This is a genomic window from Candidatus Enterococcus myersii, assembly GCF_017316025.1.
GTDB lineage: Bacteria > Bacillota > Bacilli > Lactobacillales > Enterococcaceae > Enterococcus_C > Enterococcus_C montenegrensis.
The window spans coordinates 56,735-82,512 of sequence record NZ_JAFLVT010000008.1; the positions used below are offsets into that span (position 1 = coordinate 56,735).

Consider the following 25,778-nt stretch of genomic DNA (forward strand, 5'->3'; position numbering starts at 1 on the left):
ACTCATCATACAGCGCCTTGCTGTGCTTTGGAATACTCCCTTAGCCATTTATCTATCTCTTCTCGCTGGAATCGTACAACACCCCAAAGATGTATCATGGGAAGTCCTGCATCAATCCATTTATCAAGCGTGTTGTTGGCGATACCTAAATACTCACAAGTCTCTTTTTTTGATAAATAGCGATTCTCTAAATGTACGGCTATTCGTGCGTTTCTCACTTCATCTACCATTAAGGTATACATATATTCTCTTAAACTCGTCTCTTGATCAGGCGAAAGTGTAATTTCAACTGCCATTGATTGATCTACCTCCGATCTAGAAGTGAAAAGAAGAAAGGTACTATTCAGTTTTCAAAGGGCATTTCAAAAGTACTTATAAAAGTACTTTTGTTTATCGTACACCCAATTCGATAGAATGTCAATAAAATAAAGTTCGAAAATAAGTACTTTTGTATTTCGATTATTAAGAAAGTTTGATATGATTAAACTAGAAAAATATCGGAGTGATGAGGACTATGAAAGTTGATCAACAAAGAGTAGCAAAAAAAATCCGTGAAATAAGGACGGATTTAGGCTACAGTATGGCTCAGTTTGGTGAGCTAATCAGTAATTCTCCCAAAACCACAGTTAATAATTGGGAGCGAGGAATTAATCTGCCCAAAGAAGATAAACTAAAAAAAATCGCCTTATTGGGTAAGACGACGGTAGAAGAGCTATTGTATGGGACGCCAGAGGAAGTACTAACAAATTTATTGAAGGACCATTTTCAGTTACAAGTGAATCCAGCATTTCTACAACAAATGTTGGTATTCTTGAAACAGCAAAAAGTGGATGTCTATGATGAAATGACGATTATGGAGTTTCTGCAAGGAATTATGGATTCCGGTATGTTAGTGGAGAGAAATGATCCGTATCTAACGTATTCCAAAGTTGAAGGAACAGATTCTCTTTATACGGCGGCCGCGGCTAATGACCCATTGGATCCATCACCACGTTATTATGCCTATGTAGACGTTAAGAACAACCGAGTTCATTTGTTGCCTTATACATTTGCGAAGCGACAAAAATATCTATACCATAATTTTCCGGATTTAAGGAATCAAATTGAAATTGATTATTTTACACGAGCTTTTCCAATGCTAGGTGTAGACTTAACTAAGTCTAGAATTATTTACTATGGCTTTGAACGTGCGCAGGAAAAATTGAATATTGTTGAGTATAGTTATAACAGCCAGTCAAAACGATTTGAAGTTAAGAACGAAGATACTACGAATTTTATATACAAGGCTTTTAAATCTGAGGCAAGTAGAATGCAAATTTATTTTTTAAAATTGAAATAGTGCGGTTGATACGTATAATTACTTGATAAATACCATCTATTACTTTTTGAGTGATAGGTAGTATTTACATTTTTGCAGTAAAGGTTTCAAAGTAAAGTAAGAAATAAAAAGACAGAAGCGATTGACAATACATAGATGTTCATCTATATTATTCATAGACATCCATCTATGTAAAGGAGTAGAAGATATGAATTATGATGAAATATCGATAATGCTTAAGGCTCTTGCTGATCCAAAACGTTTAAAAATCATTGATATATTGTCTTGCGGTAGTTTGTGTGCCTGCGATATCTTAGATCACTTTGACTTCACTCAGCCAACTCTTTCACATCATATGAAAGTATTAGAAAAGGCTGGGATTGTCACAGTGACTAAGGATAAAATATGGCATCATTATCAATTAACGGAAAGCTTCGCCGATCAATTTATGGGTTCAATGATGCAATTGTTTTCTGATAAAGATGATTGCATTTGTAATAAACTAAATTGTAATTGTAAAGGGGAAAAAAATGATGAAAAAATTGGAGCTATTTGAACCAGCAATGTGTTGTTCAACAGGAGTCTGCGGTCCATCAGTTGATGAAGAATTACTAATGGTAACCTCAGTATTTGAAAATTTCGAAGGACTGGATTCAATTGACGCTTCTCGTCACAATTTAACCAGTGATCCAGATGCTTTTGTCAAAAATCCAACAATCTTGAAGTTGCTTCAAGAAAATGGTAATGATATTTTGCCGATAACCTTATTAGATGGAAAAATTGTCAAAGAAGGTTCTTATCCAACCTTAGAGGAATTCGGAAAGTATGGAGAGGTTCGCTTTGTAGTTCAATCAGCTAGTTCTGGTAGCTGCTGTGGAGGGAATAATGGGAGCGAAGGCTGTTGTTAATAGACCTCTTTAAAAGGGAAAGGGAGGAGATACAATGCTTCAATATATACCAAAAAAGATAGAATTAACTAAATATCTGTTTTTCACAGGTAAAGGTGGGGTTGGGAAAACGACTACGGCTTGTGCCACGGCGACATCTTTAGCGGAAGACGGCAACCAGGTTATGCTAGTCAGCACAGACCCGGCTTCAAACCTGCAAGATGTTTTCCAAACAAAATTAACAAATAAACCGACTACGGTTGACGGAATTAGCCATTTGAAAGTTGCAAATTTTGATCCAATCACAGCGGCAGAAGAATACAAAGAGAGTATTGTCGGTCCTTATCGGGGAATCTTACCAGATAGTGCACTAGTTAATATGGAAGAACAATTATCAGGCTCTTGTACAGTAGAGATTGCTGCTTTTAACGAGTTTGCGAACTTTTTAACTGATAAAGAAGTTGCAGAGCAATTTGATTATGTAATTTTTGACACCGCCCCCACTGGGCATACGCTAAGAATGCTACAATTACCTTCTGCTTGGAATAATTATCTGGATGAAAATACAACTGGAGTTTCTTGCTTGGGACAATTATCCGGATTGGGTGATAAAAAAGAGATATATGAAAAAGCAGTGGAGACACTTACAGATGCAACCCAAACATCTTTAATTTTAGTGACCAGACCGCAAAAAGCACCACTAATTGAAGCTGAACGTGCTTCCGAGGAACTATTGAAATTAGGGATTAAGAATCAATTACTAGTGGTTAACGGATTATTGAATAATCCTGATGATGTGATTTCTCAGGTAATCTACGGTGAACAACAAAGTGATCTAGAAGAAATGCCAAAGCCTTTGAGCAAATTAGAAAAGTACTATATTCCACTTCGCCCATATAACGTTGCAGGAATAGATAAGCTTCAAATTTTATTGAGTAATCAACAGCCAGCTGTTCACCAACATGAACAGGAACCGATTGAGTTTCCAACGTTAGATTTTATTGTGAGTGAGTTTATTCGAACGAATAAAAAGATTATTTTTACGATGGGAAAAGGTGGCGTTGGCAAGACAACTGTTGCTATTCAAATCGCAGAAAAATTGGCACAATCAGGTAAAAAAGTTCGTTTAGCGACAACGGATCCTGCCGATCATCTAAATCTTTTTATTTCGAATGAGTTGCCAATTTCAATCAGCCATATCGATGAAGAACAGGAACTAGAATCTTACAAAAAAGAGGTTCTTTCAAAAGCTCGTCTGACGATGAATGCGGATGATGTCGCTTATGTCGAAGAAGACCTTCGTTCACCTTGCACGCAAGAAATTGCAGTATTTAGAGCATTTGCGGAAATTGTAGATAAGTCAGAAAATGAAATTGTGGTAATAGATACCGCTCCAACAGGACACACATTGCTTCTTTTGGATTCCACGCAAAGCTATGCCAAAGAAGTTGAAAGAAGTTCTGGCGAAGTGCCATTGTCGATTCAAAAGCTATTACCAAGATTACAAAATAGCAATGAAACGGAAGTATTGATGGTTACTCTGCCTGAAACAACGCCAGTGTACGAATCGATGCGTTTAGATGAAGATTTGAATCGTGCAAAGATTGCTCATACTTGGTGGCTAGTCAATCAAAGTATGTATGCTACCGATACGTCCAATGAAGTATTAAAGGCGCGCGCTACAAATGAAATTGAGTGGATCAATAAAGTAAAAGATCTTTCAGATGGGCATTTTGCGGTAACAGAGTGGGTTCCTAACTTTGACGCAAAATTAGTTCATTAATTTTTTGACCTATATATAGATAACAATCTATATATAGGTTCATCTATTCGTTTGAGGAAAATAAATTTTTTATTCTGCTGGAGATGGAAAAATGAATCAAGTAACTAAGAAATTGTCTTTACTAGATCGATATTTGACATTATGGATTTTTATTGCAATGGCAATTGGTATAGGAATGGGGTATTTTTTTCCCAATATTCCTAAAGTAATAAATCATTTAGAAGTTGGGACGACTTCGATTCCAATTGCAATAGGTTTAATTTTGATGATGTACCCACCACTTACAAAAGTAAAATATGAAGAAATGTGGCGTGTTTTTAAGGATTGGAAGGTACTCTTACTTTCACTAGTTCAAAATTGGATTGTCGGTCCAATTATTATGTTTGTTTTAGCAGTAGTCTTTTTGCACAACTATCCAAGTTATATGGTTGGGTTAATTATGATTGGGCTTGCTCGATGTATTGCTATGGTAATCGTCTGGAGTGAGCTTGCCCAAGGAGACAACGAGTATACAGCTGGATTAGTAGCATTTAATTCTATTTTTCAAATTGTATTTTACTCATTATTTGCATATATCTTTGTCACAGTATTACCGAACTGGCTTGGTTTAGAGACACATACGATTAATATTACAATGGGAGAAATTGCCAAAAGCGTTTTTATTTATCTGGGAATCCCATTTATTGCAGGTTTTAGTTCAAGATTTATTTTGATCAAAATGAAAGGGAAAAAATGGTTTGAAACTAAGTTTATCCCTAAAATAAGCCCAATAACTTTGGTTGCATTACTATTTACAATTATCGTAATGTTTTCCGTAAAGGGTGAAAAAGTGATTGAGTTGCCATTAGATGTAGTTCGAATTGCTATCCCACTACTATTCTATTTTGTAATTATGTTTTTTGTATCATTTTTACTCTCAAAAAAAATGGGCACAAGTTATCCAATCGCGGCGTCGTTATCTTTTACGGCTGCAAGTAATAATTTTGAACTAGCGATAGCCGTAGCAGTAGGTGTATTTGGGATCAATTCGGGTGAAGCATTTGCGGCGGTTATTGGCCCCTTGGTCGAAGTTCCAGTTTTAATTGCTTTAGTGAATGTTGCTTTAAAATTTAAACAAAAATATTTTTCGAAAGAAGGCGCAAGCCATTAGGAGGAAATAAATGAGTTCAGAGAATGAAAAACAAGGATTAGGTATTTTTGAAAAATATCTGACGTTATGGGTAATTGTGTGTATGGTTATTGGGGTGCTAATTGGAAAATTTTTGCCGAGCGTTCCTGACACCTTAAGTAAGTTTGAATATTATCAGGTATCAATACCTACAGCAATTTTGATATGGTTAATGATTTATCCAATGATGTTGAAGATTGATTTCACTAGTATTGTTAGTGCAGCCAAAAAGCCTAAAGGATTAGTTGTTACCTGCGTGACAAACTGGTTAATCAAACCTTTTACAATGTATGCTATATCCGCTTTTTTCTTCTATGTGATTTTTAAGAATCTTATACCTATAGAATTAGCAAAAGAGTACGTTGCTGGTGCTGTTATATTAGGTGCTGCACCTTGTACAGCTATGGTATTTGTATGGAGTTATCTAACGAAAGGTGACGCAGCATACACTCTGGTACAAGTAGCGATCAATGATTTAATTATTTTGATTCTATTCGCACCCATTGTAGCGTTTCTACTTGGTGTGGACAATGTTGTTGTTCCAATGGGAACATTGCTATTATCTACAGTTCTTTTTGTAGTAGTGCCACTACTTCTAGGTTTCGTTACTAGAGTAATGATAATAAAAAATAAAGGTAAGTACTATTTCGAAGATGTCTTTTTAAAGAAATTTGACTCTGTTACAATCATTGGATTATTGCTAACGTTGATTATTATTTTTTCTTTTCAAGGTGAAAAAATATTAGCCAATCCAATTCATATTTTATTAATTGCAATTCCACTAACCATTCAAACGCTACTAATTTTTACTATTGCCTATGGGTGGTCAAGGTTTTGGAAGTTGCCTCATGAGATTGCCTCACCAGCTGGAATGATTGGTGCGAGCAATTTCTTTGAACTAGCGGTTGCTGTTGCGATTTCACTTTTCGGCCTACAGTCTGGCGCGACTTTAGCAACAGTTGTAGGAGTGTTAGTTGAGGTACCGATCATGTTGCTATTAGTAAAGATTTCCAACAATACTAAGTCATGGTTTGTTAAGTCAGGTGATACTAACCAAATTGAAAATCTATATGAGTAGTTGGGGTGCATAGTATGAAAATAATAATCATCGGGTCTGTTGCAGCAGGAACAAGTGTTGCTGCAAAAGCGAGAAGGAACACAGAAGAAGCGGAAATCATTCTATATGATAAAGATATCGACATCTCATATTCTGTTTGTGGAATTCCATATGCTGTTGGAGGAGAAGTTGAAAAATTCGATGAATTGACTCCACGGAATGCTGAGTGGTTCAAAAAGAGATACAACGTAGATATTCATACTTCGCATGAAGTACAACGTATTGACCATAAAAAGAAACGTATTTACGGACTAAATTTGATTACTAGAAAGTCGTTTTCAGATGATTATGATGCATTAGTATTTGCAACAGGTTCAATTTACAATACACCGGCTATATTCTCTAATAGACAATTTGAAAATGTATTTCAAATCAAAAATGTTTCCAGTGGTAAAAATATTCACAACTTTATTAAGACTAATAAAGTAGAAAAAGCTGTTATTGTAGGTGCTGGATATATTGGGTTAGAGATGGCTGAACAATTACAGAGACAAGGAATAGCTGTTTCGTTACTGCAACGAGGCAACCATCCAATGTCTCATTTAGATTGGGATATGGCTATAAGAATAGAGAACGAAGTAGCAAAACAACAGATTGATTTTAGGCCAAAAGAAACGGTTGTTGAATTAGTAGGTGAAGAACAACTAACTGCTGTTAAGACTTCAAAAGGGAATGAATTATCAGCCGATTTATTTGTATTGGCAACAGGAGTAAGGCCAAATACAGAATTGGCTCAAACCATAGGAATAGAGTTGGGCAAAACGGGAGCAATTAAAGTAGACAATAGAATGGAAACCAATTTGAAAAATGTCTATGCAGTAGGGGATGTAGCAGAAAGCTACAATCGCATTACTCAACAACCAATCTATCGTCCCTTGGCTTCGACTGCGAACAAGATGGGTAGAATTGCTGGTGACACAATTACTGGTGGCTCTTTACGATTTAAAGGAATATTAGGAACCGGTATTTTGCGCTTTTTTGATTTAGCCATTGCACAAACGGGTCTTACTGAAAAGGAAGCTCTTAAAGAAGGATTAGAAGTTGCCGTTTTATACAATATAAAACCAAATAAACCTGATTACATGGATGGCAAAGAAATGGTCATCAAAGCAATAGCAGATAAAAGCAGCGGTAGAGTTCTGGGTGCCCAAATTATCGGTTATGACGGAGTAGATAAAAGAATCGACGTGCTTGCTACGGCTATTTCCTTTGGAGCATTGGCGGAAGAACTGTTTGATTTAGATTTAGCTTATGCACCACCATTTTCAACAACCAAGGATCCCGTTCATTATACTGGAATGGCCTTAGATAACGCGGTGAAGAGAAGAGCGCCTTTGATGTCCCCGATTGAGTTAATTGAACGACAACACAGAAAAGAAAAGTTACAGATAATTGATACAAGATCCAAAAAGCAATTCGAAAAATCAAAGGTTAAAGGAGCTATTCATATTCCATTATCTGATTTGAGGACACGCTACGATGAGTTAGACAAGAATGTTTTGACAATTACGTACTGTAATAAAGGTGTTACCGGGAATGCTGCACAAAATATACTGTTAAACGAAGGATTCAAACACGTGTACAATCTTTCCGGAGGAAACAAAAATTATCAAGAAATTTATGAGAATATTGATTAAATAGTAAATTGCTGAGGTAATATAATTTATGTCTGAAGAAAAGAGAGCCGTTGCTAGATTATTTGGGATGTCACTGGCATTTATTCTAGCTAAATTACTAAATTATCCAATTAGTATTGGAATATTTATCAACTTTATTACGCTAATTTTGGTATTCTATTTATTGGCCAAAAGGAAAGAAAGACAAAGTAAGAAAAAATAAGGTCATGTGGTCAATTGACCACATGCCTTTTTACAGTATAAAAGTTAGAGCGACTTCTAATTTAAGAATTGTTTTACGAAAGGAAAAAGTATATGGAATATGCACTTGAAATAACGAATTTAAAAAAAATCTATGGAACAGGTGTTGAGGCATTACGTGGAATTGATCTCCAGGTTGAAGAGGGTGATTTCTATGCCCTTTTAGGGCCCAATGGTGCTGGGAAGTCGACAACCATTGGTATTATTACTTCTCTTGTCAATAAAACATCTGGAATGGTAAAAGTTTTCGACTACGATCTTGATAAAGACTTAGAAAGAGCAAAGCAGCAAATTGGTCTTGTACCACAAGAATTCAACTTCAATCCATTTGAGACTGTTCAACAAATTGTAGTGAATCAGGCAGGTTATTATGGTGTTCCGAGAAAAGAAGCATTGAAGCGCAGTGAGAAGTATTTGAAGCAATCAAATTTATGGGAAAAACGTAACGAACGTGCTCGGATGCTCTCTGGCGGGATGAAGCGCCGGCTGATGATCGCTCGAGCACTAATGCACGAACCAAAGCTATTAATTTTGGATGAACCAACCGCTGGGGTGGATATTGAACTGAGACGTGAAATGTGGTCCTTCTTAAAAGAATTAAACGAAAATGGAACCACTATTATCTTGACCACTCATTATTTGGAAGAAGCTGAAATGCTTTGTCGACACATAGGGATCATTCAATCAGGAGAATTGATTGAAAATACTAGTATGAAAGAACTTCTATCCAAATTACAATTTGAAACATTTATTTTAGATCTAGCACCTCATGATGCAGTTCCTAAGATAGAAGGATATACGTATTCTTTAGAAGACGATCTGACTTTATCAGTGGAAGTTGAACGAAATCAAGGAGTAAATGATATTTTTAATCAACTCAGTGATCAAGGGATGAAAGTTTTATCGATGCGGAATAAATCTAATCGTTTAGAAGAGTTATTTTTGAAAATCACCGAAGAAAAAAGATTCTTGGAGGAAACCAATGCGTGATATTTATCTTACTGCTTTAAAAAGTCTTGCTATTAAGGAAACTAACCGTTATCTACGTATTTGGGTACAAACTCTGGTGCCACCAGTTATAACGACATCGTTGTATTTTATCATTTTTGGGAAAATGATTGGTGGCCGAATTGGAGATATGGGTGGGTTCACTTATATGGAATTTATCGTACCCGGATTAATTATGATGTCAGCAATCACAAGCTCATACGCTAATGTATCTTCATCTTTTTTCTCTCAAAAGTTCCAAAAAAATATTGAAGAGCTATTAGTTGCTCCAGTACCAACACATATCATCATTTGGGGATTTGTTATTGGTGGGTTAGGACGAAGTATTCTCGTAGGATCACTTGTAACGATTATTTCCTTATTTTTTGTGCCACTTAATGTTCATTCATGGATTATTGTTATTCTCACGTTATTAATGACTGCAATATTATTTTCATTAGCTGGTTTGATAAACGGTGTTTTTGCTCAATCTTATGACGACGTATCGATCGTACCCACCTTCGTTTTACAGCCGTTAACTTATCTAGGAGGAGTATTTTATGCGATATCGATGTTGCCCCCATTCTGGCAAGGTGTTTCAAAAATAAATCCAATTGTTTATATGATCTCAGCGTTTAGATATGGATTTTTAGGAACAACCGATGTACCAATAGCTATGTCGATTACAATACTTATTTTATTTATTGTTGTTCTTTATTCTATTTGTTACTATTTAGTCGATACAGGTAGAGGGTTAAGAAGTTAATGCTTTTACAATGATATCCCATTTAAAAGCTACAAATTAACATCGAATAGTTGTTTTTTTGAAGATCAGTCACAACTGATAAAAGCAATATCAACATTTAGAGCTTTAATTGTAGCTCTTACGTAGAATTTACTCTTTTTCCTAAAAAATCTACCAGTTAAAAGAAATTGGATTATCGAAGCTCACTAAAACTTAGTTTATTTGAATTGAATTTGTGAAATACTTTTAGGGCTTTTTGTATTTGAATAGTAAAACTAATGTGATGATGAAATATAGTTTTCTCCGCCATTATTTGTTTTTCTCCGCCAAATAAGATAAAATGGCGGAGAAAAGAGGTGGATGGCGGTGAAAGAATTTAATTATCGTGAGTTGAAAAAACTCTCTCTTAGTCACGATTTGTTGAATATGATGACTAAGATTCATGAGTATAAGGGAAAGCAAGAACTCTATATTGCGACCAAACCAGAAATTTTAAGTAAACTGACGGACTTGGCTTTGATTCAAAGTACAGAGGCTTCCAACAAAATTGAAGGAATTGCGACGACAGATGGCCGCTTGAAGCAAATCGTGGCAGAAAAGGTCAAACCTCGTAATCGAGACGAAGAAGAAATTGCCGGTTATCGGGATGTTTTGAAACTGATTCATGATAGCTACGAGTACATTCGCGTAGTGCCAAATGATATTTTAACGTTACACAAGAACCTCTATAATTACTCAGCTAAAAGTTACAAAGGTAAGTTCAAAAGTGGTGATAATGTTATTACGGAAAAAGATCTGGATGGTAAGGAGCGAGTTCGGTTTGTACCAGCTCCTGCTTATTTGACACCTGATTTAATTGATGAGTTGTGCTACCAATACAATCAAGCCATTCAGAAGGCTGAGATTGATCCGTTACTGCTGATTCCTTGCTTTGTTTTAGACTTTCTCTCGATTCATCCATTCAGTGACGGGAATGGGCGGATGTCGCGCTTGTTGACGCTGTTATTGCTATACAAGTCAGGCTATTTAGTCGGCAAGTACATCAGTATTGAAATGTTGATTGAAGAATCGAAGCAAACCTATTATGAAGCGTTACAGGCAAGTTCTGTAGGATGGTTGGAAAATGAGCAAGACTATACGCCTTTTGTTCGCTATCTTGTCGGAATCATTTTGCGAGCGTATGAAAACTTCTCAGAGCGTTTCGAGATTATTATCAATCGTGAGCTAACACCTGCAGAGAGGGTAGTAGAGGAACTAGAAAAGTCCTTTGAACCTTTGAGTAGAGCTAATCTGGAGAACTTATTGCCGGATATTAGCCAGCGAACGATAGAACGTGCTTTAGCTGAGTTACAAACAGAGAATAAGATTCAAAAAGTCGGGCAAGGCCGTTCGACTAAGTATCAGCTAATAAATGAATTCAAATCGTAATATAATTCACGGGCCATCAATAGAAGCATAAAATCGGTAATTTAAAAATCAACGAGGCTAATTGAAAGTTGAATAGCTAAAAATATCAGTTTGATGCGCTATTTGAAACTCGTTAGAACCAGTGAAAACAAAATGTGAACTTTTTTAAATTAGTTTACACTTGTCAATAAGTGCTTATTTCCTTGGTATAACAGTGTTTGTACGTAGCTTTTCAATTGTTTTTCGTGTTTTTGTACCCCCCTGTTAGATAGGGGGGGTGAAACAACACTCGCGGGCTAGCGCCCACTCGTGTTCAAGGCGAACTCTTTACGAAGGGGAATTCGCTTGAGGCGAACCCCTCCGCAAAGAGCGCCTAACATTTGGAGGATTTGTTCTTTTATCTTTGACTTTGCAACGTTAAAAAGACCACATGGGTTTACCATGCAGTTTCTTCAATGGAAAGATAAAAAAGAAGTGTAGTAGATACTGATATGCTCTGAATTTGTCGTAACCAAATTGTCTTACGTTCAAAATTGGTTACGAATCGTGGTTACGAGTGCCTAAAATCGACTGAAATCCAGTACAAATCTTGAGGCGAAAAATACTGATAAATCAGCATTTTTGATATTCATTGATTTAAAATAACACAGTTGAACTGCCAACCAGGTCTTAAGAAAGCACGTAAAGCTTCACAGTTCTCTAAGCGTTAATATCCTTTATATATCAACGTTTCTGGCACTTTCCGATTTTGGGGAAGTGTCTTTTTTTGTACGCTTAGGTACGAAAAAATGTACGAGATTTTGAATTGGCTGTTTTTAAGACCTAGGTCGGACACTATATAATCGTTCTTTTTAGTTTGTTTGATTGTTATTTTAAATAGTTATTTATTTTGCTTTTCGAGCTTCATCTAGGCGTTTCTCGAATTTTTCATAAGTGGAAAGATCGACAACATTTGGGGTATTAACGTATATTTCTGTCGTTTTGATATCCGAATGGGTTAAGGCTTGAGAAATTTGCGCCATTGTTGCACCGCCTTCACGAGCTAACGTACTAAAGGTATGGCGTAGTTTGTGAGGGTTTGTCTGAACCAGTTCCTCATGTCTTCGGCGAATGGATTTTAGCCGATAATTTAAGTAATCCACATGAACCGGAATATTTACTTCGCCACTTCGATTGGCATAAGTGAAAAGAAATTGTTCTTTCGTCTGTTTAATGCCCAACTGTAGCAGTTCTTCCTTTTGTTTTTGCTTCCATTCTTTCAATAGTTTAATAAGGAATGTCGGAATCTTGAACTTCGTGGCTTTGCGCCCTTTTGTGGATTTTAAATTGCCAAACTTATCCTTACTTTGAATCAAACTGACATAACCATTTTCAAAATCAATATGCTTCCACTGAAGGGCATAGGATTCGCTCTTGCGGTCCCCTAGGTTCAACGTTAGCATCAAGAGAACATAGTCTTGCATGATTAGAGAACCATTGCTGTAATCCTCATTCGCTGCGTCTAGCCAATCAATCAATTCTTCGGCTGTCAGTGCTTCACCGTTTAGCTGACGTTCCGCCTTTAGTTGCTGTTTCTTAGGATCACCCACATACCGAATCACTTTTTCAATCCGATTGTATTCGATATACTCTAATAGCTCCGCAATATCAAAAATCTGGTTGACGTAACTTTTGATGATTTTGATATTGGCATAAATTTGGGACTTTTTCATCAAAGCACGAAGCACAAAGTCTTTATTGTCGTTTAAGAACTTGATGGAATATTCACCAAACATCGGTAGAATATGAAGACGGAAGACATCTTTCGTATTGCTAATGGTTGTGGCAGTTGGTATTTGCCTAGATCGTCCAGTAGAACCAGCGATATACATATCCAACCAAACTGTTTCATAAAACTCTTTGAATTTGATATGCCCGTTTAATTCAAATGAACGAGCACTCTTTTCATTAAGCACACGTTGAATTTTTTGAGACAGGTCTTTTTCAGCTTGTTCCGCTTCTTTTTTCGTCCTAAATGTTTTGCGGTAGCGTTCGGTAGTGACACCTAGAATTTGTCGCACCTCCTTGGGGTAAAACACCTCCAATTTGTAGTGGTTGTTTTTCAGTTTAGTAATTGCCATGTTCCTTCCTACTTTCTTATACGCAAACCAGAACGTAGGAATGACTACGTTCTGATTATAAACCGCTTCTAGCGAGTATAGCAATGGAGCCATTCGTCTATAGCTTGCCGATCAAAACGCACAACACCTTGAATCGTGATTTTTGGCAGTCCTTGTTCGACCCATTTATCCAAAGTGTTGTTCGCAATATGGAGATATTGGCAAGTTTCTTTCTTGGTTAAATAGCGTTTGTCGATCGCAGTATCTTGTCGTACTTGATTCACATTGTTTAGAAGAAGTGTGTACACACTATTTCCTAGCTGTTTCATCTGCTCATCGTTCAGTAAAAATTGAACTTCGTGCATAGGTAACCTCCTTTCTCTAGTAAGAATCTTCATTTTCCAATTCCAGTATTTTTTGTTCGATAAAGGTCTGATCTGTTTCCGTGAATTTTTCTTTTCCTTTGGCTAGTAATTCTCTCAAATAAACTTCTGCTTGTTCTGGGCCATAGGCTTGTAGAAAAGCTTCATAAATCATGGCGAGCGATTTCGAAGTGGCATTTTCTAACCATGCTTTCTTCTTGGAAAAGGTTGGCTTTTCACGAACTACACGTAAGGGGATTTTGGGAATACCCCCCACAAATTTATCCCACCATTTCATGTTCGGCCAACGAGCTTTGTTGTGATAGTTGACGGGGCCTTTGGGTTTGGTCTTGAAGCTGTAGTGGGAAGCTAAAATGCCACGAATTACCGTATTGAGTGGTATTCCTTTCGCAAGCTTTTTTACGGCTTGCCGAGCTTTTTGATCGGTTAACTCCAATTCCCAGCGAACCCACTCGTTGACTTGGGCAATTTCTCCCGTTTTATCGCGTATTTCTTGCTTTTTGTCATAAATCCGCAGTAGTTGTGGCTGAGCGCCAATGTAAAGCGTATGACCAGTCAGAATGCCTTCCTGTAGTTGCCCACTGTTTACTTCCCGAAAGTGGCGGCTTTGAGAGCTGAGTTGGCCGTTCCTCACGTATTTTTGCAAAGTAGATACAGGAGGAGAGGAGCCGTCAAATAAATCCATTGCCAAGTCGGCACGAGTAATGGTTCCTTTGGCTTTTAAAATGGTGGCTAAGAATTTCTGCCAATGCCAACCCTCCACACTAGACATATATTCTTCGTATTGGCGACACCCTTGACCCGATAAGTTTACTAAGAGATTGTGGTGGTGGTCACTTTGGTGAATGATAATATCTGCAAAGGAATAGTGAGAATCGTAAGTGGGAAAAGGACTCCCTTTCTTTTCTGAAGTAAAGTCAGGAAGGGCAATTCCCAGTAAGTCCGCAACTTTTTCCATCGAAGCATCCGGTAATGAAAAACGCAGAAAATCGATCAGACATTCGTTACTTTGCCGGTGTGTTTGGTTCATTCACTTCTCCTAGTTGATAGGAGGTGGCACTGATTTTCAATGCTGCAAATTGCCAGGTGTCAATCATTGGTTGACCTTCTCCCACAAATGACTTTTTCTGAATTTTTCGGGGATAGACATTTAAACCATTAAAACGAATGGGAATCAACTCGCCGTCTTCATAGTTATCTAAAATGGGTAATTCTTCTTGATGCTCGACCACAATGGTAATCGGGGAGCCGAGTTCTGTTCCGCCGTTACTCAGAACCAGTTCGACAAAAGCCCGATCATAGACTTTGAAGGTGAGGGTCATTAGCCCGGTTTCTACACGTTCGCCCACATGGTTCTGTTCACGTTCCATCCGCATTTGAATATCACTTTTGGCTACAACAAAACGTTGCGGGAGTTTGAATTGTTTGAGATCGAAACGTAGACTGGCTAGATTGACAGTTTCTGAATCGTTGAGTGAGATACTGGTTCCTTTTTGGATCATTAATTTTTTTGACATGTGTATTTCTCCTTTGATTTTGAATTTAGTCTTTGTTTTAATTGGTTGAAACAAAGTAGAGTGGGTGCACGAATCAGTTGCATAAAATTTCCTCCCTTCACTAACAAGAACAATTTGGAACCCCCTATTTTCCAAAAAATGTGGAATCTCTCATAATTTTCTTTATGGATGATTTCTCTTCCATTACTACTACAATCTGAGTAGGGCAATTTTTCGAAACAACAGGCAATTGAATTAACTTGTAAGAGATTCTTAAACTATTTGCTCCTTAATCGCCTCATTTCGAAAAAGTTTCTTTTTTGATAAAACACAAAAAAGACGTGTAAACGAACTCGGCTCTGCCGCTGGCAGCCGGTCCGTTCACACGTCTTTTGGTTTTTTATTTAGCTAATTTTGACAAAAATCGAATCTTTGAAGAATGCTCGTGAAGCCTTTTGTAGCAACCATCAGAGGGATTTCCAATGAGTTTGGTACCCCCGTGTTACTAGCGGGGGGAGAAACGTTGCGAGATTGATTGGATTTAGTTAGAAAAAATCTTTTTACTTCTTACTATATTTTTTGTCTTTTTGAATTATTTCTTCAATGTTTTTCTTCGTAACAACTGTTTTTCGAACTTCGCTATCGTACTTAGAGTCAGGATGTGAAATTGAATATCTTACTATATCTAAGTAGCTGTTAACTTGAATTTTTTCACCCTCAAGAGTGTTAATTTCTACACCATCTCCTGAAAGATAGGAAATATCTGCAACATTATTTAGATTAATTTCTTTATTCTCATCACTATAAAACTGAAAGTAGAACTTAAAACCAAAAAACATAATAATCATCGATAAGATTATTAGAACCGATAGACAATGAATATTATGACGCTCTTTTTAGACGTAATAATATTTATTCTAATGATCCATCCAAATTGAAAAAAGGACAAGCGAACTCTCAGCAAGTTATTCAAGATGCTATTGATGATGTACTGAGAGATAAAATGATTACCTCTTTTGAAAAATTTTCAGATACTTTAGCGAAAAATCATGACATAGAAGTTTACAAGTTTTCTAAAAACAGCAACAAATTAGGTTATGTGTTGTATAAAAAAGAAGCAAACTTTTATGAGAATAGAGAAAAATTTATTTTTCTAGGTAAAGACAAAGCGTCACGAAAAATACGTGAACCGTATGTTGAAAAAACATTTAGTGCTAAAAAATTAGGTAAGAGTTATGAGTTAGAGTCGATAGAAAAAGAGCTTGATTATAAGAAGAACAGTTTATTATTTTGAATCAAAGAATTAATAAAACAGGGGAACTAGAAGAACCCTTTGTAGAATTAGATGAAATCGCACAACGTCAATTTAATCGAAAAGGTGCGCATCATTTTATGAAGTATGACAATTTTTTAAAGTCAGTTGATAAACATTTTGCCACATCACTTGGTTCACTTGATGATCAAGAGTACGAAATAAAAGTACATTTGAAAGTGAACAAACAGACTTTAAAAAGTACTGAACATAAAAAAGTTGCAGTCAAAAAGACAGAAAAAAAACAGTACACGTCCCTATATTTTGGTGCAGGGAGTTATACTCATACGCCAAATGCACGAGCCTTGCACCATCAAATTAGTAAAGCTATTAATGATGATGTGAAGATGTATCGTGCTAAAAAAGACTATGAATTTATGCAACATAAAATCGAAATGGAGCAACAAAGAAGACAAGGATTTGAAATGGATTTTTAAAGTATCTTGCCAGGAATTAAATTAGAAAGTTTAATATGGTGAGATTATTTTTTTAGACATACGCGAGCTACCCACTGTCTTTCCAGATAGAGTAGCCATGCTGTCGCAGGCTACTCTATCTGGAAAGGTCAATGGTGGCTCTCAATTCCTGAGGGAGCACGCTCCCTACAGACTCCCTGAATAAAATGAAGAGGTGGACAATATGAAAAAATCAAAAAATACCGAAACAAAAAAGATAAAACGAGAATTAAAAATAAAAAAAGAAGCAAAAATTTATGAGGATATTGAGCAACGTGTTGCATGGCTATATGAAAATAAATTTACAAAGATTGATTCAGAAGTTGTATTTGAAATTAATTTTTACGAGGATGTTTATCAAGAAGATATTGACGAATTAATGTTGTTTCATGCAAAAAAAGTTTTTATGGTGGAAAAAGATGATGAGTATTATTGTGGAATAAGAGCTAATCATTTTGTGATTGAAGTTGGTTATTCTGAAATGAGAGCCGGACTAATTTATTTAGTAACAGCTAATCATAAGGGAAATAGATGTGTAACAATGATAGCAGAAGAGAATGAAAAATATTTAGAAATATGTTCAATGGAATAGATAATAAAAAATGAAGCTAGTACTTATGCTACCTTAAAGGAATCGAATACTGACAACCGTTATTCAAAAAAATATCTTCTTTTGCTTTTTAATCTAATAAAAATAAGTATCTTTTGATACCTCCCCAAAAACCTATGAAAACAAGCAGAGCAATGGATGTTTCGTTAAAACCATCCGTTGCTCTGCTTGTTTGTTATGTATAATAATGCCATAATTTTTTTAAATCACGTATACTAGATAAAAACAAGTGGGAGGAAATGACGATGACTTCAGTAATGTGGTTTCGTAAAGATTTACGACTTTCAGATAATAAAGCACTAGCAAAAGCTTGTGAGGAATCAGAGGAATTGATTTTATTTTTTCAATTAAATCCAGAACAATTTATCGAAGGAAGTCCTAACCATCAGGCCTTTTTTTCAAGTGTAGCGTATCTAAAAAAACAAATCGATCAACATCGCCACTTGCATGTTCATTTTGGAAATCCTAAAGATTCATTTAAAGAACTATTGAAGGCTGTGCCAGAAATTACAGATATTTATTTTAATACTGATGAAACGGGATATGGTGCTACTCGTGATCAAGAAATGCGTACTTTTTTTAAAGAACAAAAGATCCAAGTCCACGAATTTATGGATGGGTATCTGCATGGAGCAAGAGAAATTACACGAAATGGTAACTATTACAAAGTCTATACACCGTACTATAAAAAATGGATCGAGCAAGTGAAGGAAAGTCCAATCGAAGTGAATTTAAGCAAAACGACAGTAAAAAGTCAGCTGATTTTTGAAAAAGAAGAAGCGCGATTCAAGACGTTTTGTGAGCAATTACCTGTGCTTGACGATCAGCCTTTAGGTGAAGCCTATGCAATAGAACGACTGAAGAAATTTGTCAAAGAAGATCTTAAAGTATATGATCAAAAGCGCGATATTCCTGAAGCAGATCAAACCAGTCGCTTGTCTCGTCACTTGCGTACCGGTGAAATTTCGATTCGTACAGTTTGGCAAGCAGTTCAAAAGGCACCGAATTCGACCGGTAAAACGACATTCGAAAAAGAATTGTGCTGGCGTGATTTTTACCACATGATCTACGTAGCTTTTCCAAAACAAAAAGAAGAAAGTATCCAAGAAAATTATCGATATGTCGAATGGGAAAATAAACGAGCTGACTTTAAAAAATGGCAAGCTGGTCAAACGGGGTTTCCAATCGTGGATGCGGCGATGCATCAGTTGAATGAAACCGGCTGGATGCACAATCGTTTGCGGATGATCACAGCTTCTTTTTTAACTAAGGATCTTTTAATCGATTGGCGCTGGGGTGAAAAGTATTTTCAGCAGATGCTAGTTGACTATGATCCGGCAAGCAATATTGGCGGCTGGCAATGGGCGGCTTCGACAGGTACCGATGCAGTTCCTTATTTTCGAATTTTCAATCCGACTACGCAATCCGAAAAATTTGATCCAAAAGGAGACTTTATTCGAACGTTTGTACCAGAGTTAAAAGCAATACCAAATAAATTTATCCATCAACCTGAAAAAATGACCGAAGCACAACAAAAAGAATATGGGATTCAGTTAGGTGAAACGTATCCGTTGCCGATAGTGGACCATAAAGAACAACGTAAAAGAGCACTTGCAAAGTATGAATTTAGTAAAGAAAGAGCACAAGAATAGTATTGCGAAAGGACTTACAGTACTGTAAGTCTTTTCTTTTTGTTTAATTCTTGACTTTAAAAAATAGTTCGATTAGAATAATAAATAAGAAGTGACGAAATGTCACTTTTGAAGGAGCGAGTAAAATGCCAACACAAACTTTTTATAATTTAGCCGATGAAAAACGTATGTTGATTGAAGGAAGCTTAATCGATTTGTTCAATGAATTCCATATTAGTCAAGTCAAAGTAGCGCAAGTCGTAGAAACGACTGGAATCTCACGAGCAGCGTTTTATAAATACTTTGTCAATCTAGAAGATGCTCATCGGTATATTGTCCAAAAATTTGCCAATCAGATCCATCATGATATTTTAGATGCAGTCATGGCGACACCAGAAGACATATTCTTTGGTTTGAAAGAATATTTGATAACCAGTCTGACGCTCGATCGTTTGAGCCAAGAATTCAAAGGATTACACTTATTGCTTAAAGGAGAGACGACGACTTTATATAAGCGCACAACAGTCGACGAGAGTAAACACTTCATCGGTCAGTGGATGCGTTTATTAAAACAAAACCAATTTAACATCGAGACGAAAGAAGAAGCACATGCGTTTTTATTCTTTTTAATGGATCTGGTGACAGATTCCATCACTTCAGCGCTCGTCAATGAATGGACTGAAGATGAACTAGTAGCTGATTTTGATTTTCGAACACAATGGTTAATTAAAGGCTTAAGATAAAATTGGAGCGATAAATGATGTTTTTAGCTTTAAACGAAATTCGACATTCAAAACTACGATATAGTTTAGTGATCGGTGTGATGTTTCTGATTGCTTACTTGGTCTTCTTTTTAACAGGCCTATCTTATGGGTTAGCGCAAGAATTTCAAATGTCGATTGATAAATGGAAAGCCGATAATGTTATTTTAACAAGTGTTTCAAATGATAATTTAAATATGTCGATGATTACGCAAAAAGAATTCGATGCTATTAAAGCAAGTGATAAAGCAGGCTTAGTTCAAAAACCAGGTATTTTGGTCAAAGGTAATGATCAAGATGATAAGGTAAACGTTACGTTTTTTGGAATCGACAAAGAGCAGTTTATTGCGCCAAATATTATTGAAGGGAAAATGTTTAGCGAAAAGAATGAAGCAGTGGCCGATGAAAGTGTGAAAAAACAATATAACATCAAACTGGGGGATACAGTCAGTGTAGCTGGGACAGATGAAAAAGTAAAAATCGTTGGATTTACAGATAAAGCAAGTTACTCTGCCTCACCTGTTCTTTATGTATCGTATGCCACAACGACCGATTTAGGTGGTGCACCCACTAAAAATAACGAACAAATATATAATGCAGTTGTGACCAGAGGGACTGTCAAAGATCTACCAAAAGGTTTAGAAAAATTAACGATCGCAACATTTATTAATAAACTGCCAGGATACAACGCACAAGTATTAACATTTAGCTTTATGATTGGCTTTTTAGTCGTGATTGCTGCTGTCGTGATTGGGATTTTCGTGTATGTACTTACGATGCAAAAAATCAATATCTTTGGTGTGATGAAAGCTCAAGGGATCTCAAGTGCCTATATCGCACGCTCCGTAATTGCCCAAACGTTCTTTTTAGCTGTCGTAGGAGTCGTTGTCGGGTTGCTTGCAACACTAGGTTCTGCATTGTTATTGCCTCAAGCCGTACCATTCCAAGTGAATACGATGTTCTTTGTAGGTATTAGTGTCTTGATGGTGGTCATTGCGATCTTAGGTGCCGTGTTCTCAGTACGCACGATCGTGAAAATCGACCCGTTGAAAGCCATTGGATAAGGAGGAGATTAGATGAAAGCTATTGAATTAAAAAATGTAACCAAATATTTTAAAGACGGCGACGAAACGATCGAAGCCTTGAAACCCACTAATTTTTCGGTTGAAAAAGGCGAGTTTGTTGCAATCATCGGTCCTTCTGGTTCGGGAAAAAGTACCTTTTTAACGATCACTGGAGGCTTGCAATCACCTTCTGAAGGAGAAGTATTGATCAACGGACAACCATTTAGTGATAAAAAAGAAAAGGAACGTGCTAAATTACGATTTGATGAAATTGGTTTTATCTTACAAGCATCAAATCTCGTTCCATTTTTGACGGTCAAACAACAAATGAAGCTTGTGGATAAAGTGACACGGGCAAAATCTAAAATCGATGTTGAACAGTTATTCAAACAATTAGGCGTAGCAAAATTAAAAAATAAATATCCAGAAGAATTATCTGGAGGAGAGCGTCAACGAATCGCGATTATCCGAGCGCTTTACAATGATCCAACGATTATTTTAGCCGATGAACCAACTGCGAGTTTAGATACAGAGAAATCGTATGAAGTGGTTAAAATTTTAGCAAAAGAAACAAAAGAAAAAAATAAAGCAACGATTATGGTTACACATGATATTCGTTTAGTTGATTTTTGTGATAAAGTATACGTGATGAAAGATGGCGTATTGACACAAAAAGATCATGTAAAAGCCGAGGAAGTTTAGGGGGAAATGATGAAAAAACTAGTCAGAGTAAGTATGTCGTATATGATCATTGGATTATTATTTGGGGTTTATTATAGAGAATTGACTAAATGGTTTGATTTTAGTGGGAAAACACAACTAAGTACCCTACACACACATACGTTAGTCTTGGGGATGTTTTTCTTCTTGATTGTGTTATTATTAGAAAAAAATTTCCATATTACAGCACATAAATGGTACAAGCGATTTTATATCACGTACAATATCGGTTTGGGAATCACCTTATTACTTATGTTGATCCACGGAACAATGACCGTGATGGGGATTGAAAGTTCAGCAGCGATCTCAGGTATTGCCGGTCTAGGACATATTATCATGACGATCGGGTTAGGTTTTTTCTTTGCTATATTATTTGGTTCAGTAGAAGAGCATGCGTAGAGCATGTTCTTTTTTTGTCATAAAAAGTGGTTCTTTGTCAAACGCACATGAATTCGCAAACTCATTCACCCTGAAGAATGAAAGATAGAATTGTAGTATAATTATGGTGGAAAGGAAAAAAGCCGCCACCATTTTGGAAAAGAATGTTATGCCGATTGTCAAACTGGCTTGCTTTATTTCTCGAGAACCCTGAAATATTGCCAATGAGCATGTGTATAAAAATTTGATTTTACATGAAATAAAGCACTCCTTTCCGAAAATTATGTGAAAGGAGTGTCTTTTTATGGAAATTATTTACGAATGCTGTGCTGGATTAGATATTCATCAAAACAATGTTGTTGCTTGTATTTTACAAGGGCCGCTTACTTCTACCAGACCAAAAAAACATCTACAAAAATTTGATACGACCACCAAAGGATTATTAGCCCTGCATGAATGGCTAACGGATTTTAATTGTGAAATTGTCGCTATGGAAAGTACAGGTATTTATTGGAAACCGATTTGGCACATTCTTCAAGGGAATTTCAACTTAATTCTGGCTAATCCGTATAAAATTAAAAATATTCCTGGTCAAAAAACGGATAAAAAAGATGCAAGTTGGATCGCTAAATTGCTGCGAGTAGATTTGATTCCTAAAAGTTTTGTTCCAGAGGAACCCATACAAGATTTGCGTGAACTAACACGGCTAAGAAAAATGTGGATCGAATCTAGAAATCGGGAAAAGAATCGTGCACACAAAGTTTTGCAGACTGCCGGTATTAAAATAACTTCCTACATGACAGATGTATTCGGATTGTCTGGAAGAAATTTATTAAATCTACTGATTAATGAGGAAGATATTACTGCGGAAAAAGTTGAAGCGGTTGTTTACACTTCTTTAAAATTTAAAGTGCCGGAACTACTGGAAGGACTTACTGGCTTTTTCAGAAATCATCACAAGTTTTTATTGGCGCAAATTTTAGATGTTATTGATATGTATAACAGTAAGATTGATGAATTAGAAACCAAAATAGCTGAATATTTACTTCCTTACCAACAACAGGTTGACAATTTATTAACGATCCCAGGAATTAGTATGGATTCAGCTGCTGTAATTATCTCTGAGTTTGGATCAATATGAATCAGTTTTCTTCTGCAGAAAGATTAGCCTCATGGGTTGGCCTTTGTCCTGGAAACAACGAAAGCGCTGGGAAAAGACGCTCTACGAGAATTTCAAAGGGAAATACTTATGCAAAGAGGATTTTATGCCAATGTGCCTATTCAGCTTGTAAATCTAAACATCAGAGATTCAAAAATTATTATCAAAGAATCTGTAGAAATCGAGGCTGTAAGCGTGCAACAGTGGCAGTTGCGCATCTTATTACCAGAATGATTTACTATATGCTTATGAGAAATGAAGTCTATCACGAATAGGAACTATTGCTCTTTGAAAATTTTAGACTCTAATTTTTTACAGGGAGGGTAGTTTTTTTTCGTTTTTTTCTTATTTATTTCATACATAAGTGCGGTGAAGCTTTCGTATAAAAATGGTGTTGTTTTGATCAAATCACACTTTAGGAAATGCTTTGGCATTTCCTTTTTTGCGTTATTAAATGATTTCACAGATATTTTGTTGGATGAGGATTCGTAGTCTCAGGTGACGAAAAGTCCGAAATCCAAATGCTATTCTTTTGATTACTTTGATGAGGTTATTCTTTCCTTCTAGCTTTCCATTTGAATAAGGGTATTTTAGAGAGTTTATGATAGCTTCTTGGTGCTTTTTCAGATAGCTAAGGGCTTTTTTAAACCCATCATTCAAGGAATGTGGTAATGATTCAATCAAGTCAAAAAACTCGGTGAAATCTTTTGCATCAAAAGCAGCCAACAGTTCTTGATAGACCTCATAGCTTTGCCGTAGTTGGTCGTCTATAGAAAGCAGGTAATCTAACACCTCAGATTCTGTTAAGTATCTTCTTTGAAAGAGAGGAAACTGCTTGAAGGAGGTGTAGTTTATCTTTGAATTTTTCTTCAAAATTGTTCGCCAATACTTTTTCAACTTTCGGTAGTCTTTTTGAGCTTGTGGATCGCTTTTCTTCAGCTGATTCATTGCCTGAATCCGTTGTTTATTAAAGGCGCGTGTCATTTGTTGGATGATATGAAATCGATCAATGGAGATTCGGGCGTTTGGAAAGACTTCTTTGGTCATCGCATCGTAAGAGGCGTTCATATCCATTACAATATGTGTGACCTGTTTTCTTGCTTTTAAGGTAAATCGCTGAAAGTATGCTCGTAATTTAAAGTTTCGTCGATCATCTAGGATATCAAAGATTTTACCAGTATCTGCATCACTGACAATAAAGCACATCGCTCCTTCACAATCGCTAGTCCCTTTAAATTCATCAATCAGAAGATGCTTAGGAAGGTAAGTTAGCTTTTTACGAGGCTCTTCAAAGAAACTATCTAAGACCCGCTCAACGGTTTTTGTGGAAACGAAGTATCGTTTGGCGATATCTTGCATTGAAATCTTTTTCTTCAAATCCACAGCTATCGCAAATTTTAAAGCTTGTGAGATGTAACAATTCTCCGCTACATAATAGGTTTTGGCAGAAAACGTATGGTGACACTGGGTACAACGAAAACGCTGTTTATATAGATGAAGGTAAGTGGGTACTTCTTGATAAGGAATCAATTGGATCCAACTATCTTGGTAGGCATGACGAATAATTGAATCAAAGCCACAATATTCACAACGATTCGCTTCTCCAGTTAATAAGCCGGTAAATACATTGGCCATCCGGCCATGAACAATCTCTTTACTAATCGCGTCTTTAGAGAAAGTAATGTGAGAATCCTTGATATTCAGGATTTGTTTGATTGATTTACTTGTATTTTCATCAGTACATTTGATATTCTTAACTATGGACATTTGGTTATCCTCCTATGATTGGGTTTGGCGATTTAATTATAGGGCAACCAAATGTCTTTTTGTTATAAAAAAATATTTGGTGTCCTTACTCGGTTGAGAGTAACAACACCAAATATCATAGAACCTAAAAAGTAACGTGTTATTTAATTAGTAGAAAAAAGCGCTTGAATTTGAGCGAAAATCTAGGCATGAAAATGGAAATATGCTACACTTTGCTTATCAAGTGATAAGGGGGAGAAAGGCATGTCACAATTTTTCAAATTATTTTTAACAAGTGCGATTGTCTTTTTGATTTTTGACTTATTTTGGTTGTTGGTGGTATCGAAAAAAATGTATCAACATTTTATTGGACAACTAATGGGAGAAGTAAAATTGGCTCCAGCAGTGATTTTTTATGTGCTTTATGTGATAGGTGTTGTCTTTTTCGTATTATTACCAGGAGTCGAAAAACAGAGTATTCTTTATACAATCGGTGCGGGAGCATTATTTGGGTTGATTTGTTACGCAACGTACGATTTGACAAATTTAGCCACGCTTAAAGATTGGCCAGTGAAGATGACGATTATCGACCTTGCTTGGGGGACTGGTGTAACCGCTGTGACTTCGGCAATTGTTTATATGATCCAAGCGAATTTTTTTAAGGGAATGTGAATG

At 36.3% G+C, this 25,778-nt stretch carries 26 protein-coding genes and 1 pseudogene; 20 read left to right on the top strand and 7 right to left on the bottom strand.

The features are described 5' to 3' along the window. Nucleotides 1-5: 5 nt before the first annotated feature. Nucleotides 6-296 (bottom strand): helix-turn-helix domain-containing protein, encoded by a 291-nt coding sequence (locus JZO76_RS05650; protein WP_003128904.1) that lies wholly within the window; start codon nucleotides 294-296, stop codon nucleotides 6-8. Between the two features lie 218 nt (nucleotides 297-514). On the opposite strand from JZO76_RS05650, the gene JZO76_RS05655 reads away from it, so the two are divergent. From JZO76_RS05655 to JZO76_RS05700, 10 genes are all read left to right on the top strand, one after another. Further along, the gene (locus tag JZO76_RS05655) at nucleotides 515-1,339 is read left to right on the top strand and encodes a helix-turn-helix domain-containing protein (protein WP_029487384.1); all 825 of its coding nucleotides are present in this window, start codon (nucleotides 515-517) and stop codon (nucleotides 1,337-1,339) included. A gap of 187 nt (nucleotides 1,340-1,526) precedes the next feature. Next, nucleotides 1,527-1,874, top strand: a complete 348-nt coding sequence (locus JZO76_RS05660) for an ArsR/SmtB family transcription factor (RefSeq protein WP_016173357.1) — start codon at nucleotides 1,527-1,529, stop codon at nucleotides 1,872-1,874. Further along, the gene (gene arsD / locus JZO76_RS05665) at nucleotides 1,852-2,226 is read left to right on the top strand and encodes an arsenite efflux transporter metallochaperone ArsD (RefSeq protein ID WP_029487385.1); all 375 of its coding nucleotides are present in this window, start codon (nucleotides 1,852-1,854) and stop codon (nucleotides 2,224-2,226) included. Before JZO76_RS05660 ends, arsD begins: the two co-directional genes overlap by 23 nt. A 34-nt stretch (nucleotides 2,227-2,260) precedes the next feature. Continuing rightward, nucleotides 2,261-3,988, top strand: coding sequence for an arsenical pump-driving ATPase (gene arsA / locus JZO76_RS05670; RefSeq protein WP_029487386.1), 1,728 nt, complete (start codon nucleotides 2,261-2,263; stop codon nucleotides 3,986-3,988). Between the two features lie 91 nt (nucleotides 3,989-4,079). Next, a complete protein-coding gene (gene arsB, locus JZO76_RS05675; protein WP_016173360.1) occupies nucleotides 4,080-5,138 on the top strand; it encodes an ACR3 family arsenite efflux transporter in 1,059 nt (352 codons plus the stop codon). A 10-nt stretch (nucleotides 5,139-5,148) separates the two neighbouring features. Next, nucleotides 5,149-6,234 carry an ACR3 family arsenite efflux transporter gene (arsB, locus tag JZO76_RS05680; protein WP_016173361.1) on the top strand — a complete coding sequence of 362 codons (1,086 nt, stop codon included), beginning with the start codon at nucleotides 5,149-5,151 and terminating at the stop codon, nucleotides 6,232-6,234. Nucleotides 6,235-6,248: 14 nt separating this feature from the next. Further along, complete coding sequence (locus JZO76_RS05685) at nucleotides 6,249-7,910, top strand: FAD-dependent oxidoreductase (RefSeq protein ID WP_029487387.1); 1,662 nt, start codon at nucleotides 6,249-6,251, stop codon at nucleotides 7,908-7,910. Between the two features lie 294 nt (nucleotides 7,911-8,204). Beyond that, nucleotides 8,205-9,140 carry an ABC transporter ATP-binding protein gene (locus JZO76_RS05690; RefSeq protein WP_016173364.1) on the top strand — a complete coding sequence of 312 codons (936 nt, stop codon included), beginning with the start codon at nucleotides 8,205-8,207 and terminating at the stop codon, nucleotides 9,138-9,140. Beyond that, on the top strand, nucleotides 9,133-9,903 hold the full coding sequence (locus tag JZO76_RS05695; RefSeq protein ID WP_016173365.1) for an ABC transporter permease: 771 nt from the start codon (nucleotides 9,133-9,135) through the stop codon (nucleotides 9,901-9,903). Before JZO76_RS05690 ends, JZO76_RS05695 begins: the two co-directional genes overlap by 8 nt. Nucleotides 9,904-10,242: 339 nt before the next feature. Then, nucleotides 10,243-11,310, top strand: coding sequence for a Fic family protein (locus JZO76_RS05700; protein ID WP_179189236.1), 1,068 nt, complete (start codon nucleotides 10,243-10,245; stop codon nucleotides 11,308-11,310). Between the two features lie 863 nt (nucleotides 11,311-12,173). Here JZO76_RS05700 and JZO76_RS05705 read toward each other — a convergent pair. From JZO76_RS05705 to JZO76_RS05725, 5 genes are all read right to left on the bottom strand, one after another. Continuing rightward, nucleotides 12,174-13,409 (bottom strand): tyrosine-type recombinase/integrase, encoded by a 1,236-nt coding sequence (locus tag JZO76_RS05705; protein WP_137598940.1) that lies wholly within the window; start codon nucleotides 13,407-13,409, stop codon nucleotides 12,174-12,176. 68 nt (nucleotides 13,410-13,477) lie between these two features. Further along, nucleotides 13,478-13,753 carry a helix-turn-helix domain-containing protein gene (locus tag JZO76_RS05710; RefSeq protein WP_048603186.1) on the bottom strand — a complete coding sequence of 92 codons (276 nt, stop codon included), beginning with the start codon at nucleotides 13,751-13,753 and terminating at the stop codon, nucleotides 13,478-13,480. 16 nt (nucleotides 13,754-13,769) lie between these two features. Continuing rightward, a complete protein-coding gene (locus tag JZO76_RS05715; RefSeq protein ID WP_206903212.1) occupies nucleotides 13,770-14,801 on the bottom strand; it encodes a replication initiation factor domain-containing protein in 1,032 nt (343 codons plus the stop codon). Further along, the gene (locus JZO76_RS05720; protein WP_242595802.1) at nucleotides 14,776-15,342 is read right to left on the bottom strand and encodes a hypothetical protein; all 567 of its coding nucleotides are present in this window, start codon (nucleotides 15,340-15,342) and stop codon (nucleotides 14,776-14,778) included. Before JZO76_RS05720 ends, JZO76_RS05715 begins: the two co-directional genes overlap by 26 nt. 485 nt (nucleotides 15,343-15,827) lie before the next feature. Then, nucleotides 15,828-16,115: a hypothetical protein gene (locus tag JZO76_RS05725; RefSeq protein ID WP_206903213.1), complete on the bottom strand. Its 288-nt coding sequence runs from the start codon at nucleotides 16,113-16,115 to the stop codon at nucleotides 15,828-15,830. An 86-nt stretch (nucleotides 16,116-16,201) separates the two neighbouring features. Here JZO76_RS05725 and JZO76_RS05730 point away from each other — a divergent pair, with 86 nt between their 5' ends. The 9 genes and pseudogenes from JZO76_RS05730 (at nucleotide 16,202) to JZO76_RS05770 (ending at nucleotide 23,632) form a co-directional block, all read left to right on the top strand. Then, a complete protein-coding gene (locus JZO76_RS05730; RefSeq protein WP_206903214.1) occupies nucleotides 16,202-16,561 on the top strand; it encodes a hypothetical protein in 360 nt (119 codons plus the stop codon). Beyond that, entirely contained in the window at nucleotides 16,558-17,016 is a 459-nt protein-coding gene (locus tag JZO76_RS05735; protein ID WP_206903215.1) for a hypothetical protein, read from the top strand. The genes JZO76_RS05730 and JZO76_RS05735 overlap by 4 nt, the downstream gene beginning before the upstream one ends. Before the next feature lie 202 nt (nucleotides 17,017-17,218). After that, on the top strand, nucleotides 17,219-17,626 hold the full coding sequence (locus tag JZO76_RS05740; RefSeq protein WP_173104006.1) for a hypothetical protein: 408 nt from the start codon (nucleotides 17,219-17,221) through the stop codon (nucleotides 17,624-17,626). A gap of 263 nt (nucleotides 17,627-17,889) precedes the next feature. Then, nucleotides 17,890-19,296 carry a cryptochrome/photolyase family protein gene (locus tag JZO76_RS05745; RefSeq protein WP_137614762.1) on the top strand — a complete coding sequence of 469 codons (1,407 nt, stop codon included), beginning with the start codon at nucleotides 17,890-17,892 and terminating at the stop codon, nucleotides 19,294-19,296. A 125-nt stretch (nucleotides 19,297-19,421) separates the two neighbouring features. Beyond that, nucleotides 19,422-20,018, top strand: coding sequence for a TetR/AcrR family transcriptional regulator (locus tag JZO76_RS05750; protein WP_173104005.1), 597 nt, complete (start codon nucleotides 19,422-19,424; stop codon nucleotides 20,016-20,018). A gap of 17 nt (nucleotides 20,019-20,035) precedes the next feature. Continuing rightward, a complete protein-coding gene (locus JZO76_RS05755) occupies nucleotides 20,036-21,100 on the top strand; it encodes an ABC transporter permease (RefSeq protein WP_206903216.1) in 1,065 nt (354 codons plus the stop codon). Nucleotides 21,101-21,112: 12 nt separating this feature from the next. After that, the gene (locus tag JZO76_RS05760) at nucleotides 21,113-21,802 is read left to right on the top strand and encodes an ABC transporter ATP-binding protein (RefSeq protein ID WP_206903217.1); all 690 of its coding nucleotides are present in this window, start codon (nucleotides 21,113-21,115) and stop codon (nucleotides 21,800-21,802) included. 9 nt (nucleotides 21,803-21,811) lie between these two features. Next, complete coding sequence (locus JZO76_RS05765) at nucleotides 21,812-22,219, top strand: DUF2871 domain-containing protein (protein WP_137614766.1); 408 nt, start codon at nucleotides 21,812-21,814, stop codon at nucleotides 22,217-22,219. 283 nt (nucleotides 22,220-22,502) lie between these two features. Then, nucleotides 22,503-23,632, top strand: a pseudogene (locus tag JZO76_RS05770) (IS110 family transposase). A 175-nt stretch (nucleotides 23,633-23,807) separates the two neighbouring features. Here the strand turns inward: JZO76_RS05770 and JZO76_RS05775 are convergent. Next, nucleotides 23,808-25,124, bottom strand: coding sequence for an ISL3 family transposase (locus JZO76_RS05775; RefSeq protein ID WP_206903218.1), 1,317 nt, complete (start codon nucleotides 25,122-25,124; stop codon nucleotides 23,808-23,810). Nucleotides 25,125-25,367: 243 nt separating this feature from the next. Between JZO76_RS05775 and JZO76_RS05780 the strand changes: the two genes are divergently transcribed. Continuing rightward, nucleotides 25,368-25,775, top strand: coding sequence for a DUF2177 family protein (locus JZO76_RS05780; RefSeq protein ID WP_137614767.1), 408 nt, complete (start codon nucleotides 25,368-25,370; stop codon nucleotides 25,773-25,775). The last annotated feature ends 3 nt before the right edge of the window (nucleotides 25,776-25,778 follow it).

Excerpts from the sequence above, each read along its gene's own strand:
- JZO76_RS05650 (WP_003128904.1), bottom strand. The coding sequence starts at position 296 with ATGGCAGTTGAAATTACACTTTCGCCTGATCAAGAGACGAGTTTAAGA.
- JZO76_RS05655 (WP_029487384.1), top strand. The coding sequence starts at position 515 with ATGAAAGTTGATCAACAAAGAGTAGCAAAAAAAATCCGTGAAATAAGG.
- JZO76_RS05660 (WP_016173357.1), top strand. The coding sequence starts at position 1,527 with ATGAATTATGATGAAATATCGATAATGCTTAAGGCTCTTGCTGATCCA.
- arsD (WP_029487385.1), top strand. The coding sequence starts at position 1,852 with ATGAAAAAATTGGAGCTATTTGAACCAGCAATGTGTTGTTCAACAGGA.
- arsA (WP_029487386.1), top strand. The coding sequence starts at position 2,261 with ATGCTTCAATATATACCAAAAAAGATAGAATTAACTAAATATCTGTTT.
- arsB (WP_016173360.1), top strand. The coding sequence starts at position 4,080 with ATGAATCAAGTAACTAAGAAATTGTCTTTACTAGATCGATATTTGACA.
- arsB (WP_016173361.1), top strand. The coding sequence starts at position 5,149 with ATGAGTTCAGAGAATGAAAAACAAGGATTAGGTATTTTTGAAAAATAT.
- JZO76_RS05685 (WP_029487387.1), top strand. The coding sequence starts at position 6,249 with ATGAAAATAATAATCATCGGGTCTGTTGCAGCAGGAACAAGTGTTGCT.
- JZO76_RS05690 (WP_016173364.1), top strand. The coding sequence starts at position 8,205 with ATGGAATATGCACTTGAAATAACGAATTTAAAAAAAATCTATGGAACA.
- JZO76_RS05695 (WP_016173365.1), top strand. The coding sequence starts at position 9,133 with ATGCGTGATATTTATCTTACTGCTTTAAAAAGTCTTGCTATTAAGGAA.
- JZO76_RS05700 (WP_179189236.1), top strand. The coding sequence starts at position 10,243 with ATGGCGGTGAAAGAATTTAATTATCGTGAGTTGAAAAAACTCTCTCTT.
- JZO76_RS05705 (WP_137598940.1), bottom strand. The coding sequence starts at position 13,409 with ATGGCAATTACTAAACTGAAAAACAACCACTACAAATTGGAGGTGTTT.
- JZO76_RS05710 (WP_048603186.1), bottom strand. The coding sequence starts at position 13,753 with ATGCACGAAGTTCAATTTTTACTGAACGATGAGCAGATGAAACAGCTA.
- JZO76_RS05715 (WP_206903212.1), bottom strand. The coding sequence starts at position 14,801 with ATGAACCAAACACACCGGCAAAGTAACGAATGTCTGATCGATTTTCTG.
- JZO76_RS05725 (WP_206903213.1), bottom strand. The coding sequence starts at position 16,115 with ATGATTATTATGTTTTTTGGTTTTAAGTTCTACTTTCAGTTTTATAGT.
- JZO76_RS05740 (WP_173104006.1), top strand. The coding sequence starts at position 17,219 with ATGAAAAAATCAAAAAATACCGAAACAAAAAAGATAAAACGAGAATTA.
- JZO76_RS05745 (WP_137614762.1), top strand. The coding sequence starts at position 17,890 with ATGACTTCAGTAATGTGGTTTCGTAAAGATTTACGACTTTCAGATAAT.
- JZO76_RS05750 (WP_173104005.1), top strand. The coding sequence starts at position 19,422 with ATGCCAACACAAACTTTTTATAATTTAGCCGATGAAAAACGTATGTTG.
- JZO76_RS05755 (WP_206903216.1), top strand. The coding sequence starts at position 20,036 with ATGTTTTTAGCTTTAAACGAAATTCGACATTCAAAACTACGATATAGT.
- JZO76_RS05760 (WP_206903217.1), top strand. The coding sequence starts at position 21,113 with ATGAAAGCTATTGAATTAAAAAATGTAACCAAATATTTTAAAGACGGC.
- JZO76_RS05765 (WP_137614766.1), top strand. The coding sequence starts at position 21,812 with ATGAAAAAACTAGTCAGAGTAAGTATGTCGTATATGATCATTGGATTA.
- JZO76_RS05775 (WP_206903218.1), bottom strand. The coding sequence starts at position 25,124 with ATGTCCATAGTTAAGAATATCAAATGTACTGATGAAAATACAAGTAAA.
- JZO76_RS05780 (WP_137614767.1), top strand. The coding sequence starts at position 25,368 with ATGTCACAATTTTTCAAATTATTTTTAACAAGTGCGATTGTCTTTTTG.